This is a genomic window from Campylobacter concisus (assembly GCF_003048985.1).
GTDB lineage: Bacteria > Campylobacterota > Campylobacteria > Campylobacterales > Campylobacteraceae > Campylobacter_A > Campylobacter_A concisus_AY.
On sequence record NZ_PIRS01000005.1, the window covers coordinates 89,457 to 104,574 of the forward strand.

Annotated in this window: 9 protein-coding genes and 2 tRNA genes; 3 read left to right on the forward strand and 8 right to left on the reverse strand. The window is 35.9% G+C overall.

Translation table 11 applies throughout. From position 1 onward, the window contains the following. Window positions 1–339 precede the first annotated feature (339 nt). The 3 genes from CVS91_RS04825 to CVS91_RS04835 all read left to right on the forward strand — a co-directional run bounded on the left by CVS91_RS04825 (window position 340) and on the right by CVS91_RS04835 (window position 3,835). Window positions 340–1,626 (forward strand): hypothetical protein, encoded by a 1,287-nt coding sequence (locus tag CVS91_RS04825; RefSeq protein WP_107830669.1) that lies wholly within the window; start codon window positions 340–342, stop codon window positions 1,624–1,626. A gap of 96 nt (window positions 1,627–1,722) precedes the next feature. Then, window positions 1,723–2,280, forward strand: coding sequence for a ClpP family protease (locus tag CVS91_RS04830; protein ID WP_107830671.1), 558 nt, complete (start codon window positions 1,723–1,725; stop codon window positions 2,278–2,280). A 1-nt stretch (window position 2,281) separates the two neighbouring features. After that, window positions 2,282–3,835 carry a TraM recognition domain-containing protein gene (locus CVS91_RS04835; RefSeq protein WP_107830673.1) on the forward strand — a complete coding sequence of 518 codons (1,554 nt, stop codon included), beginning with the start codon at window positions 2,282–2,284 and terminating at the stop codon, window positions 3,833–3,835. Window positions 3,836–3,873: 38 nt separating this feature from the next. Here CVS91_RS04835 and CVS91_RS04840 read toward each other — a convergent pair whose 3' ends face one another. The 8 genes from CVS91_RS04840 to CVS91_RS04875 all read right to left on the reverse strand — a co-directional run bounded on the left by CVS91_RS04840 (window position 3,874) and on the right by CVS91_RS04875 (window position 15,097). Beyond that, entirely contained in the window at window positions 3,874–5,847 is a 1,974-nt protein-coding gene (locus CVS91_RS04840; RefSeq protein ID WP_107830675.1) for a double zinc ribbon domain-containing protein, read from the reverse strand. 12 nt (window positions 5,848–5,859) lie between these two features. Further along, on the reverse strand, window positions 5,860–6,411 hold the full coding sequence (locus tag CVS91_RS04845; RefSeq protein ID WP_107830677.1) for a zinc ribbon domain-containing protein: 552 nt from the start codon (window positions 6,409–6,411) through the stop codon (window positions 5,860–5,862). Window positions 6,412–6,507: 96 nt separating this feature from the next. Continuing rightward, window positions 6,508–6,972 carry a hypothetical protein gene (locus tag CVS91_RS04850; protein WP_107830679.1) on the reverse strand — a complete coding sequence of 155 codons (465 nt, stop codon included), beginning with the start codon at window positions 6,970–6,972 and terminating at the stop codon, window positions 6,508–6,510. Beyond that, entirely contained in the window at window positions 6,969–8,603 is a 1,635-nt protein-coding gene (locus CVS91_RS04855) for a phage integrase SAM-like domain-containing protein (protein ID WP_107830682.1), read from the reverse strand. The genes CVS91_RS04850 and CVS91_RS04855 overlap by 4 nt, the downstream gene beginning before the upstream one ends. 66 nt (window positions 8,604–8,669) lie before the next feature. After that, window positions 8,670–9,953, reverse strand: a complete 1,284-nt coding sequence (locus CVS91_RS04860) for a tyrosine-type recombinase/integrase (protein ID WP_199906233.1) — start codon at window positions 9,951–9,953, stop codon at window positions 8,670–8,672. Between the two features lie 147 nt (window positions 9,954–10,100). Next, window positions 10,101–10,191 (reverse strand) — tRNA-Ser (locus tag CVS91_RS04865). A gap of 31 nt (window positions 10,192–10,222) precedes the next feature. Then, window positions 10,223–10,298: transfer RNA gene (locus CVS91_RS04870), tRNA-Phe, on the reverse strand. Window positions 10,299–10,414: 116 nt separating this feature from the next. Further along, window positions 10,415–15,097 carry a hypothetical protein gene (locus CVS91_RS04875; RefSeq protein ID WP_107830684.1) on the reverse strand — a complete coding sequence of 1,561 codons (4,683 nt, stop codon included), beginning with the start codon at window positions 15,095–15,097 and terminating at the stop codon, window positions 10,415–10,417. Between the last annotated feature and the right edge of the window lie 21 nt (window positions 15,098–15,118).

Genomic DNA, 15,118 nt, shown 5'->3' on the forward strand with positions numbered 1-15,118 from the left:
GCCATAAAGACAACCATACCTAGAAACTATGTAGTTAGAATAAATTTTATATTAAATAAAGTTCGTAATGAATAATATACTTGCAAATTTTTACTTATAGAAAAAGGCATGGCATATGGATTAGAAAGAGGTGCTACTAGCAATTTCAAATACATTATAGATACAGGTGTTCAATCAACCTATGTGCTTCAAAATAGAACAGACGGCTATGAGACTTATCATTTCAGCAATATTATTGCTTTGTTTTTTGGAAAACTAATAAAAATATAGATAGAATTTTGGTGGATACAGTCTGTCAAAACACTACAGGCAATATCAAAAAAACTACAAGGATAAAATATGTCATTCGAGGTTGAATATGATCTTTTTAATGATGGAAGTAAAAGGCAACCAAATAATAGCCTAAAAATAAATCAAACACCTATTTTAAACTCTATTGTAAATACATATGCGCTCTCTCTTTTTGTTGGTAAATTTTATGATTTTAGTAAAGAAAATGATCTACCTATACTTAAAAAGTTGGTTGATAAAGAAAGAGATAAGCAGACTGAAAAATTTATGGATAAAGTTTGCAAAGTTTGTGGTAAAGACGAAGATCTAATAGTAAATGTGCCAAGACTTCGTGGCTACATTAAAAATTTTGATGAAAAAACAGACAGCAAAAGAAGGCAAATAAATATAAAGCTAAAAAAAGTATGTGAAGAGTATGCACTTATAAAGCTAGATCGAAATTTATCACTGAGCCAAAAACAGCATATAAACGATAAAAATAGTTACATCCTAGCTCCAAACGAATACCTAGAAAAGCATGTAAAATCTCTAAAAAATAGATCAATAGGCGATGATAAAAAATTTGCATATATGCAAGACGCTGCTTTTATAATGATGTGTTTAAGACCAGGAAATTACCTTTGGGATTGCGAATACAAAGACTTTTCAAGTAGTCAGCCAGATGATATGACGCTTTATCTTTTAAGCTATGTTTATGACGAGGCAAAAGTTCAGAGATTTTTAAAATGCATGAATGTTTTGATCATAAAAAGAGGCTTTGTGATGGGGCTAGATAGGGACAATCAAACGCTAGTTTTTAGCAATATGGGATCAGAAATTTTTGAGCTTGAAATTTTTAAAGATAGATATATAAGTTTTAGAGAAGATGATGCCTTGGTTATATTTTCACCCGCATTTTTTGGTAACTTTGATCAAATTTATGATGAAATTTGGAAAATAAAGCAAAATGTGATAAAAATAAAAACCACCCCTACTAAAAAGCGCTTAAGATCTTTAGATGATAGCTTGCTTTTAGATCCTGAGCTTATATATAAATCCATTAAAGATGAAAATATTTTTGTATTAAGCAAATTTAAAAAGGAGCTAGATAATCTAAAAAATGATCTTTCTTACAAAAATTTTGAATTAAACAAAGATAGATACGCAAGGCAGTGGCTTATAGATGATATCTACGGACTATACCTTGCTGTGCATGCTACGTTTAAATATAAAAACTCTAAAGAGCTAGCTAAAATTTACTTTGAAGATCTCCTTGGAAAGAGTTTAAACTTATTCATCGATGAAAAAAGATCTCCTGCTTTAGGACATCACATAAACGATATAGAGCTTTTATAAACTACCAAGCCACCGGCTCTAGAAGCAATAGGTGGAATTTAAAGACTCATCTACTATCTTAAACTTCTCTCACAAAAATCAAAACAAGGAGAGAAGATGGCAGAGTTTGACAAGTTAAATTTCGCCGACATTCACATGAGCTTGCTAGCTGATAGAAATATCTTTTTATATGGGCAGATCGATCAAGAAATTTGCCTGACTACACAAAAGACACTTTTGTATCTTGACAGCTTAGATCAAAGCGACATAAACATATATATAAGTGGCCCTGGAGGCTCGATATATGATGGCTTTGGACTAATCGACTTTATGAAGACCGTAAAATCACCAATAAATACATTTTGCGTGGGGCTAGCTGCCTCTATGTCTGCACTCATATTTTTAAACGGAGATAAGCGCTATATGTTGCCAAACTCAAGCCTCATGCTTCATCAGCCTCTTGGTGGTGCATCTGGTCAAGCAAGCGACATCGAACTAATCGCAAATCAAATTTTAAAAATCAAATCAAAAGTCAATGAGATGATAAAGGCTAACAGCAACCTAAAAATAGCAAAGATAGAGCAACTCACAGATAGGGACTGCTATATAGACGCATCATCAGCCATTGCTTATGGCCTAGCCAATGAAATAATATCAACTAATAAAGGAGAATAATATGTCAGTTTTTTCACTAATTAATAATACAAAAGGTGCAGCCCTCTGTGCTGCTTCAAATGCTCTTAGCATACCTATTAGCTTTACGCATGCGATGATAACAGGGCAAACAGGTTGTGGCAAGACCACTTCAGCGATCCTGCCAGCGATGGATGAGCGTATAAAAGTAGGGCATGGGATGCTTGTCTTTGACTATAAAGGAGTTGAGCATAAAAAGGTTAAATTTCTAGCCAAGAAGCATGGCAGACTAAAAGATGTCGTAATGATAAATGTGCCATGGGGGAACAAAATAAACATAATGGATGATGCAAGTGAGAGTTTATTGATGAATTTCTTTCAAAAGACATTTGGCACAAAGCGTGATCCTTTTTGGGGAAATTTAGCGGCAAATATCGCTACAAAGTCTCTTTCAACGATGAAGGCGATATGTGACCTTACAGAGCAAGGTTTTTGCACCCCATATATAGAAAACAGAGCAAAAGATATAAAGCCAAGCTTTGCAAATTTATGTAAATCAACCCAGCAGCTAGGTGACTTTAAAAAATTTTATGCCTTAGTTAAACTGGTAGATGATCATGTAAAAAGCGACACGGCATTTGCAAAAGGCATAAGCAAAAGAAGACATTTGGCTAGCTCTTTAAATGAGAAAATTTGGGCATTAGGCGAGTTTAATGAAAAATCTGAAAATTTCATACAAGCTTTTAAGGAGTATGAAGGTGTAAGAAATGATGAAGAGTCACAAAAAGCAAGGCTTTTCTCAAACTACACATTTATGCTTTTTGCCTTGCAAAGCATAGCTGACGATGAGATGCTAAACTATCATGGCAATAGCATAAGCAAGCTACTAAATGAAGGAAAGATAGTCGTTGTAAATTCTCAAGGACTAAAGGATAGTGCGGTTGAGCTTATGTTAAATTCCACCCTTTCAAATATGGCGCAACGCATAGCAAATGAAGAGAAGGTGCCAGTTAGTATCTTTATAGATGAAGCGCAGCGTGTGCTAAATCCATCAACGGACCTGCACGCTGACGTGCTAAGAGAGGCTAGGGTCGAACTCATACTCGCCTTTCAAAATGAAGATGTGCTAAAAAGTAGCCTTGGTAGCGACTCAAGATATAAAGAGCTGGTGGGAAATTTAACCAATCAATACTTCTTTAAAAACTCGGTCAGACAATACGCCAGCGGAGAGGATAAAGACTTTAGCAAGTTAAAAAAATTTGAGTATTACCACGATGGTAAAATTTATAAAGCTTCACCTATATTTATAGATGAAAAGGATCTTTTAAAGGCTGAGCTAAGCTACCAAAAAGAGCTTGGCATCGGTAGTAGTTTTACTAATGTAACTCTTGGGGATAATGAAATTTTGGTATATAACGAGCAGCTATTTAAAAGGCGCTCTTTACTCATAAAGCAAGACATAGTGACAAAGAAGAAGTCTGAAGTGCCAGTGCTAAATCAAAAGCTCGACGCACTGCTTAAAAGACTAAATGTTTTAGTTCAAGAAGCAAACGAAGCAAATGATGAAGATAAAGATCTTTGGCAGGGGGTTTTATAAGATGTAAATTTACTCATGGGAGAGCTTCCCATGAGTTTTTAGTAGCTAAAATATTGATTAAGTATATCTAGTGCTTTCTTGTCGCCTAGTTTATAGTATGCTTTATTTAGCGCGTCTTGTGCTTCTTGTTTTGCATTGGTATAATTGCCATATTTGCATAATATTTCGCCTAAATTTGTGCATCCCCTAGCATAGTTGTAGTCATAACAAGATTTTTTGAAGTAAGAGTATGCGTTTTGCATATTTTTTTCAAAGCCAGCGCCATCTCTATAATTTACGCCAAGATAGTTACAACCTCTACCACTTCCTGCATCACAAGCTTTTTGATTATATTTATTAGCCAAAGTTAGATCTTTAGTTATCCCATAGCCATATTTATAGTTATAGCCAAGACTTGCACATCCATCAGCATCGTTATTTAGATCGCAAGCTTTTTGATAGTATTTATTTGCCTCTTTAAGATCTTTTTTTATACCTTCACCTTCCCCGTATCCAGCACCAAGGATAAAGCAGCTCTTGCCATCTTTTAGATCGCACCCTTTTTTAGCAAATTCGATAGCTTTTTTTAGATCCTTAAAGATGTTTGCGTCATCCTTAAAAAGTTCGCTTGCATACCCACAAGATTTAGCCATACCAAGATTACAAGCTTTTTCAAAATTTATAGCAGCACTATCTATCTTTTCTTCAACTATATAATATACAAAAGCTAGGTTTTGGCAAGCAAAACCATCTTTAATATCACAAGCTTTTTGGTAAAACTCTTTTGCTTTGTCTATATCCATTGAGACTCCTTTTCCCATTTGGTAATTAACGCCTAAATTAGTGCAAGATTCGCCATTTCCTAAATTACACCCCATTTCATAATATTCATTCGCTTTCTTGTAATCACCCTTGTTGCTATATTCTAATCCCAATTCAAAGCAAGCAAGACTATTGTTTAGAAGGCATCCATGTTCGCCGTTAAAAACTGTATTTGCTTTAGAGGCATCAACTTTTTTATATATCTCATAAGCTACTTTTATATTTTTTTCAGAGGGATTACCTTTTAATAGATTGCCAGCTAAAGCCTTGCAAGCTTCTTTGTCGTTATTGTTACAAAGCTTTGTATAGATCTCGTTTGCATGCTCTAGGTCGTTTTTTTGTTCATAATCTTTAGCCAGTTTTATGCAGCCATCGCTTATCCCTATCTCGCAAGCAATTTTTGCATCGTCTTCAAGTGCTTTTTGCTTATCGCAAGCTTGCGTATTATCTGATTTGCAAGATGTTTTGTAATATTCATAAGCCTCTTTATAATCTATATTTTTTATCTTCTCTAAAGTAAAACTACTAGTTTGATAGTCGCCATGTTCATAAAGCAGGCCTAGTTGATAGCAGGCTTTAGAGTCAGATTTACACTTCTCTTTTAGAAGACTTATCGCTTTGTCTGCATACAGCTTTGATGCAGTGTCATGCTCCTTGTTATAAAAGTATGCCAACTTCATACAACTATCACCATTTTGATTTTCGCATTCATTTTCTAGGCTATAAATTTCATATCTACTTGGATTTCCTAAGAATATAAATGCAGAAGCTACCGCTACAGCAAGTATAAAAATAGATATAGCATATATAAATTTATAGTTTTTTATATGCTTTTTTAGTTGCTCTTTGTTTTCTCTTTTTTTGGCTTCCTCAGCAAGTCTAGCTTCTTCTAACTCACGCTGTCTTTGCTCTCTCAAGCGAATTGCCTCTTCTTCTTTTTCTTTTCTTAGCTGCTCCTCTCTTGCTTCTTCTTCTAACTTTCGCAGCCTTTTTCTTTCATTCTCTTCTTGCTCTTTAATGATCTCTTTTTTGGTTTTTGGCATAAAGTGCAAGGTTTCACCACAAAATCTGCACTTGGTAGCATTTGTCTTTACTTCTTCTTTGCAAAAAGGGCACTGTGTTTTTAGCTGTGTATCGCAGATAGGACAAAACTCCAAGTCTTTTTCTATTTCTTCAGCACAAAAAGGACATTTGACTAGATTGTTATTCATGCTCAAATCCTACTAAAAAAATAGTCTTAGAGATATCAATTGTGCAATAAGCAATACTAAAAATGCACCAATTGCCCAGCCATAATTAAATTTAACTGTTTTTACTGGAAGAACCTTATTTGCTATTGCACCCGCTATGATTTGTGCCACGGTCAAACCGATTGAATAAACCACATAAACAATATTAATCATTTCCATACTATCATTTTTTATGCCTATACTAATCAAGAAGTATAATAAAACTGTTGATATAGTTGCTAGAGATATATATAGCAGGTTATCATATCCGGTATAGTATAGAGGTCCAAATATAAATGCCCAAAAGTTGAAGCCTTGTGGCTTTAGGATTATTTCTCCATCCCACGTTTTTATAAAACCAAGCGGGATTTCATTACTATTTGCTTGGTTTTGATATGGGAAATTATTCGCCATATTTTTTTGGCTATTCATTTGTTCTCTTGCTTGATTTTTGGCTTCCTCATTTAAGAAGCTACCACAAAATCTGCATTTAATAGCATCTTTGTTAATTGTCTCACCACAAAATGGACAAAATTTAGTCTCCATACTACATTCCTTTTTTATTTTTAAAGAATAGAACTATTCAAAGTGAATAATTCTATTTAACTTTTACTAAGCTCATTCTTAAAAATAAGCATAGCTTTAATAAATATAAGAAGGCATGGACTGCTTGAAGCCATATTGCATATCTAAGCCTTGTGGTATTTTAAACTTGTCTAGAATTTTTTTAAACTCATCAAGTTTTTTATTGAATTTTTGATAAATTTCGTCAAATTCCTCTTTGTCTGTGCAGCCTATGGACTGACAAAAGAGCCCAACTAGCTTGCCCCTGATCTTAAAGACTTCATCGTATAGCTCTTTACAAAAATCTAATACATTTTGGTAAGTCAATGCCTCGCCTTGTTCGCCACCTATTGTGAAATCACTCGTTTCTGTAGTAAATTCGCCAAGAGATGAACCGCTTAAAACAAAAGGGCATTCTTGTTTTAAGCCAATGATCATCGCATCAAGCCAATCATTAACAGTCTCAAACGGATCATCAAATATATAAAGTTCGTCTGAGTAAGCAGGTCTGAACAAAAGTTCATTGTTATGAATGATTATCATTTTTTGTCCTTTTTATTATTTTTATTATTTTTATTTGATTTAATGTGTGGTATTTTATTACTTGGTATATCTAAGTATTTGAAAATACCTGAATATTCATCAAATGCTTTTATGTCTCTTAGTTTAGGTTTCAAAAGTTGAGATTGGGCGTATATGTCAAGAGCGTCGGAGAGATTATAGCCCATCATTCCCCTAACTAGGTCATTATATTCTTCAAGATTCTTTCTATTGTTTTTATTTGTATTGTGGCCTAATTCATCTGCAACATTTACAATGGAGTCACTTATGTTGTTTATATGATCATATTCTACTAATTTCTTAGCAAAGTTGCCTCTCAAGCGATGATCACTAACTTTTTTATCACTTATAACTTTTCTTATGCAACCATTGACTTTCTTATTAAAAGACTTTATTGTAGGGTATTTTTCTTTTATGGCTTTAACCCATTTATAATTATGTAAGTCTTTGATATTTTCATGTAGGACAATTACTCTTTTGGATTCACTACTGTATTTGCCTTTTGCTGTATCTATAATGACACAATTATATGCTTGCTCATCTATTGTCTCTGTTATGAAACTATTTTCATTTAATCTAAAGAATTCTTCCATACGAAGTCCAACATGTAGTTTGAACCGAAAATAGTCTAATATTTCTTTTTCGATACCATGTTGTCCTGAAAATAATAATCCTAATTCATCCACAGTAAAATTTCGCTTAGTAGTTTTTTTATTAATGCGAAAACGTACAAGTGATATCATGCTAAAATAATTAGTTTCAATAAGGCCTAAATTTACAGCTCTTTCAAAAATTTTTGAAAGAAAGCCAACTATATTATTCACTCTTTTTTCGCCACGTTTTCGTGTTTCATCTTTAGAATCTAAAAGACTATCTTGAAAATTTTCAGCTACAATTAAATCTATATCATTTATCCCAATGCTTTTACTATCAAGAAATTCTTGAAGTAGTTTTGATACAAATCTGTATTCTTTTTTTGTGCTTTCGCTAAACTTTTGTCTTGATCCAACACTTTCTAAATAGTTTTCAACTAAATCTTCTATCGTTGTTATATTTAGTGAATCTTTGTTAGGTTTGATTGGCTTTATTTTGGTTTTCTTTTTCTTTTCGGTATAGTTTAATATCTCTGACACAGTATAATGTGGCACAAAAACACCAAAAACAATAAGCCCATCTTTTACCTCTACTGTATTGTCACTAGGAATTTCTTTAGCATTCTTTTTCTTATGGGCTGGTTTTTTCTCTGGTACAGCTGGACAAAAACTATTTATTATCTCCTTTACAGGCAGATCATCATCTATCGGGACGGCAGGTCTTTGGGTAGTATCGGCCTTGAATTTTAAGGCACTAAGTCGCTCATCTATTATATTATCAAGCTTTTTAGCTCCAGGCAAATGGACAGAGTATGGAAATAGGCCAAAAAGATTAAAGCATATCTTTAGCCAGCAATCTTTACTCTTATCAGTTGTGGCTCTCTCATATCCCTTTGTGAGACAATATTTTATATCATCAGATAGTTCTTTTATCTTGTCTTGATAATAAAACTTTATTCCTAGATGATTTAACTCATTAAAATCATCGACTTCAAGTTCCTGTTTAATGTCTTTTGTCATGAAAAATCCTTTAATGGAATGTTTATATATAATTATACCTATCAAGTTAAATATTTTAGGGTATTTTTAAATAATTAGTAAATAAAAAATATCAAGCCCCTTTAATGCCTCTTTTTTAGCCTTCAAAGACACTCCTTTTGCATATGTATCAGTTGCTAGGTCTGTGCTATGTCCCAAAAGAACAGAAGTAAGATCTGCTAGAGAATTTTCCAAACAATAGTCTTTAATAGCTTTTGCAAAATTGCCACGCAGTCTATGAAAGCTGACATTCGCACTTGGGATAGATTTATGAATGTGTCTATTTAGGCGCTTTCCGAAATAATCACTACTCTCTTTTCCTTTCTTGATTTGCTCTAGCCACTTTAAGTCAGCCAAATGCTCAATATTCTTATGTAGCGGAATTTGCCTATATTTGCTAACGCCTCCTTTTTGCTTGGCAGTCTTAACATTTATAAATTTTATACCATCTTCTTCGCCTACACTTTTGCTATCAAGTTGCCAAATTTCATTAAACCTTAGCCCAGTATGAAGAGCAAACATCATATAGTTTCGTAGATCAAGCCTTTTTGTAGCAAAAACTATTTTTAGTTCATCTAGACTAAAGTTGTCTTTCGGTGACTTCTCATCAGCTGAAATTTTAAAAGATGTAAGCATTTTAAATGGATTGGTCGTGAGCTTGCCCATCTTTATGGCATAGTCAAAGAGCCTTTTTGAGTAAGATGTGTAGTTGTTGATGGTCTTTTTATTGAGATTTTTGCTTGCTAGAGTTGTTTGAAAATTTTCAGCATCGCTGTAGCTAAACTCTTTACCTTGATGATTTTTAAAAAACTCATCCAAGAGCTTGCCAGTCTTAACATAATAGCTCTTTGTCTTATCACTGGATTTTAGTTTTAAACACTCGGTCGCCACATATCTTTTAGCTACTGCTTCAAAAGATAGCGGCGAAGTTTCTTTTGGGCTTAAAGATGCATCCAATAATATTTTGAACTCTTTTTCAAACTTTTCTTCTGGCACTACTAGATTATAAAATTTAGCTATCACCTCTTGTGAGAGCTCTTTATATTCGCTAACATCTAAAAATATGCCATTTTGTTTAATGCACCGCTCATTTTGTCTTTTAATGTTTATTAAGGCTCTTAGGCTTTTAGAGTTTGTATGTGTTGTGGTTATCTTTTTAGAAAGAGCTTCGTTGGCTGCAGCTTTTATAGAATTTGCCAGTCTTGCCGCCTCATCTAGATCTTTTGTGAAAAGGCAAAATTTAACAGTTAGCTTTTTGCCATCTTTAAGAGCAGTATCAAAAAAGTAGAAATTTGGTCTGTTGGGAACCTTTGTGATCAATCTAGAACTCATAGAATGATCCTAATAGTTTCTGTAACAAAAGTGCAAATTTTCTGTAACAAAACTGATTTGTCTGAAATTTAGGACAAAAATATCTGCTAATAAATGCAGTTAAAACACCGAAATTTAGGGAAGCTAGAAAGAAAAATATTGTGTTGGTGGCGGACAGAGAGGGATTTGAACCCTCGAGCCCCGATTAAGAGCTGCACCCTTAGCAGGGGTGTGGTTTCAGCCGCTCACCCATCTGTCCGTGTCCATGAAAAAAGTTTATGAAAAAGAAATGGTGGTTAGAGGCAGAATCGAACTGCCGACACGCAGATTTTCAGTCTGCTGCTCTACCGACTGAGCTATCCAACCACGTTGATAAAAGAAATTGGATTATACATTTTAAATATTTAAACTAAGTTTAAAAATCTAAAAAATGCTTTATTTTTAAAATTAGGCTATAAATTTATAGCCTAATAACGTTAAATTTAATGTAAATCTACCACACTTACATCTTTATCTATCTCGATAAAAAATGTTTGTGCGCTTGCTCCACTGCCATAAGTGCCTTTATAGACTTGATTTACAGCGTGACCACTTGCATCAACTGCTACTTTGTTATATTCATCTCCGATAACGCTATGTTTTGAATTTAGCATCGTTACTTCACTATCTGTTGCTTGTGTAAAGGTAGTTCCTTTGCCTTTTAGGGCTACTATGTCATCGCTGTCGCCAAAGATTTTTAGCACTGTGTTGATATTTTCTGTGCCAGCTTTGCCTGTTATCTTTGTAACCCTTGAGTCGACTATGTCAAGAACGCTTTTGGCGTCTAGTCCTATAGAGACTGCTTGATCGCTTGTGCCTAGCTGTATGCGCTCAAAGCTTTCTAAATTTTTATCAAGATTGGCTACTTTACTAAGATCGACATCATCTACAAATATAAGTGTATCTATGCCACCTTTGCCGTCCATTGGCTTGCCATTATAGACAAAGGCATCATTTAGGTTGCTTCCAACAGTTTCTGTCGAGTCGTGCCTTAGCTGAACGATGCTATTAAAGTCATTTGTATCATCTCCGTAGTATTTGCCATCTCTTTGGAGGATCTTGTGAAATTTATTGGCTTCATGATCTATAAAGCCATTTTGCTCTAGTGCTTTTACGTAGTTATCGCTAAAAAGATGTGTGCCACTGCCAGCAGAGCCTATGATCTTATAGTTAGCGTCGCTCTCTCCAGCTTTTTTGATAGCTACATCTAAATTTACGTTTTCATTGTCATCAACATATTGGATGTTTATTTTATGAAAGCCTTTTTCTAGGGTAAAATTTTTACTTTTGTTGTGATCACTACCCCATGAATTGTTTTTAAAACCTTGACCAGCTATATCTATACTAAATGCTGACTCGTATTGACTAGCTTTTATGGTGTATGTGCCTGTCTCTTTTATATATATCCAGCCCTGCATTCTCATTATGAGGTCGGTTCCTACTGGCTCGGCCTCTAGTAGCATGTAGTTTCCAGTGTGATTTACATTATATTTTGTGCCATTGTGATCGGTGTCGCTTGCGTTTGGTGAGTGGCCGACCCTTGCCATATCTTTCATATTTAGCTCACCTGGTCTAGGTCTTGTTTCTGAGAGTTGCCAGTCTTTACCTGATCTAAATGTCACTTCATTAAAAGTTGTGGTGGCACTTACGTTTGTCCAGTCTGCCCAGTGGTTATAGTGATTTTTTACGTGAAGTCCCCAGCCACCATTATAAGTAGGAACATCTCCTGTTTTTATCAAACTTTTGTCTCTGCAGTAGACATTAAAGTTATTATTCGCACAATCATAAAACCACATATCCACATCAAGACCGCTGTTTGAGATCATTGAGACGGTTTGGACTGACATATTGCCAGCGTCATCTAGTCTTTTGACGATGAAATTTTTACTACCGCTGGTTAGTGTCGTTAGAAATTCGCCCTCATATTTTAGGTCAGTTAGTGGCAAAATTTGTTTAGATGAGTTATTTACATCGACGACATCTACTTTTATGGATGTTTTGTCGTCAGGTCTGCTCGGATCTTCTGCTTCTCCGCTAAAGATCACTTTGTAACTTTGCCCTGAGCCAGTCTTTGAGCCACCAAAGCTTGGCTCTTTTAGTCCATCTGGCGTCGCATCAAGATCGACTGTGATGGTCAAATTTTCACTGCGTTTTTCTACACCATTTTTATCTACATAGGTAGCGTCTATGATGTGGTGCGTCCTGTCTAGCTTTACGCCAGCTGCTTCAAAGTCAGCTACTACAACATTGTCTTTGATGTCGGCATAAAATTTGCTTTTTACTGCTCCACTTTCATCTTTTACTTCTATAAGCACCTTGCCACCATCTCCGCCTGTGGCTGTGTCTGTATCTTTTTGCGCGATACCAAATTTGATCATCGGACTTTCGTCGTTTGTAAGGGCGATCTTGTAGTTTATGCGCTCGTTAAATGTATCGTCAAATTTACTTGTTGAGATGATGTGCTCGAAGTCTTTTTCGAGTAGGTATTTGGCTGGGTTACTCGATCCGCCATCTACTGAGGTAACTAGCTTAACGTCATCTACATAGTCAAGAATGCCAAATTTAAACAATCTACCACTAGAAGAGCCAGTGAAAATTTTGGTGCCATCTCTTACAAGGTCTATATCAACAAGGGTTGGCTTGCTGGTATTTACTGGCACGTCTTTGAGCAAGAAACGACTGCCATTTACTAGCTGAGTATCTGTTGGGTCATCTTTATTTACTACTTTGATGTATTCATCTGTAAGTGTTTTGGTTTTGGCTTCATACTCGATGTCTGGGTCTGGCTTTTTCTCGTATGTGGTTAGAGTTTCGCCTGGTTTTGCCTCTTTTATGATGTAGGTTTTTATCTCTTGTTTGTTTGTATTTGGATTTAGCACAGAGACTTTTAGCTCGTCGCCTACTTTAGCTGTGCTTGGGATAGAGGCTAGGACATCTGAACCTGTGATGGTGACGCCGTTTGTGCCGTCTATCAGTCCGTCGCCATCTATGTCTTTTATAAATTTAGCCTTTGGCTTGTCGTCAAATACTATAAACTGGCTGTCAGTTGCGCCTTCGTTACCAAACTGATCGATAACTGTTGTGTCTATGCTAGTTTTTGCACCATTTTTGATAGGCACGTTGATCTTAAATTTCCCACTGCTTGCGTCTATCTCGTTGCCATCAGGTGCGATGATTTTGCCATTTTCGCCGATAGTAAATTCTTTTGTTTCTATCTTTCCATCTGGATTTGTGATGGCTACTCTTATCTTTTCGTTTGGTTTGCTTTGAGTTGGGATACTTATGGTTACTTCAGTTTTATCGCTGTCGTTGCCGTAGCCATTTTCAAATGTATCAAGCTTGTTATCGCTCTTGCCATCTACGTTTGGGAGGTTTTTGCTAAATTCTATCTTGGCTGATCTTGCAGGTGGTGTGATGTCGGTAGCTGCGGTATTTTCGTTGGATTCTACTGAGCCATTGTTTTTGGTGATTTCAGTTTTTATAGTGGCATTTGTGCCCTCGCTGATAGGTATCTTTACATCTGGGACTTCAAATTTACCATTTTGGATAGGTATAAGTGTATGGCTTGGATCATTTGGGTCATAGACGCTTTTTTTATCAGGGCTTAGGATAAATTTTTTTGGTGTTGGTGTGCCACTGCCTGTATCTATGGTGACTGTTACGCTCTCGCCTGGCTTCATAGTGTTTGGCAAGTGGATATCTACGCTTGATTCGCTATTTTTTAGCTCGGACTTGCTGATAACGCCATCGTTATTGGTATCAGCGCTTAGTGTCGCTTCGGCTTTGTTGCTTATGGTGTTTGGCTTTTGTTTGATCACGCCTTCGTTGCCAAAGCGGTCTATAAACTGAGTTTTGATCTCAGTGCCTGGCGTGATAGTGGCACCATTTGGCACGTCAAATTCCATAGCTCCTTTGCCATTTGGTTTTAGTGGATAAACATTGCCAGCTTCGTCAGTGGCAGTGTTGTTTTCTTTGTTTATGGTATAAATTTTAGTAACCGTGTCTCCGTTTGCGTCTGTGACTATAGACTTGATCTTGTCGCCACTTTTCATATCGTCAGGCACTAGAAATTTCACGTCAGTTTTTACAGAGTCCTCTCCTACGCCCATTTCGGTAGCATCTATCACGCCGTCGCCATTTTTGTCTATGCTAAGTGTCGCGCTTACTTTTGATGCTGGTGGGACGTCGTTTGTTTCAACCTTTAAATTTGAACCACTTTCGTGTCCGTTTTTATCAACTAAATTTACAGCGATATCTATAGGTTTGCCATTTGGTATCTCGACATCTGGGATCTTTGCTTTGCCATTAGTAAGTGGCACTGAGATGAAGGTAGGTGCTGTTGGGGTTGAAGTGGGCGCTGGCACTGGAGATCCGTTATCATCTACTTGAATGAGTTCGCTACTTGTAAGATCGATCTTGTATTTTAGAGTTTGCGAGCCACTTTTTATCTTTATGATGTCGCCATCTTTAGCAGCTGGTGGCAAAGTGACAACCACAGGAGTGTAAAATTTATTGTTATTTTTTGTAGTTTCAGGCGAAGCTAAAATTTCGTTTTTATCTAAAAGGCCATCTTTGTTTGTATCGGCATCGAGGAAAAATTTAGGGACATTATCGATAAATGGCACACTTGGTTTTGTGGCTTGTGCTGGCGCACCTTTTATGGTTGAGACTGGGGCGTTAAAAAACTTTTCAGAATTTATGATCTCACGTAGTGCGTGCTTTACGTTGTCAAAGATATTTGTATAGTGACCGCTTTTGCTAAAACCTGCGTTATTTAGCGATGCTTGGCTAGATAAATTTGATCCGCCGTGGTGGATGTTGCTCTCATGTTCGCTATCTTCATGTTTTGCATCTTTTTCATCTTTTTGTAAGCCAGGGATGACAAGCTCGCCGTTTTGCTCGGCAAAGACATTTGTTGTCCTAAAAGTAGAGTTAAAGCCGATGTTCGCAACCTCGCCATCATCAAAAACTATCCTTACTTTGGCATCGATTGCTGTTTTTATGATATCGCCTAAAAATATCTCATCGCCTTTGTGAAGCACTCTTGTGCTCCCGTCTGGCGAGATGGCTATGACTTCGCCTACTATTTGTTTGACGATGGCTATTTTTAAGGCTACGATATGCATTTTATCCCTTTGTGATATTTC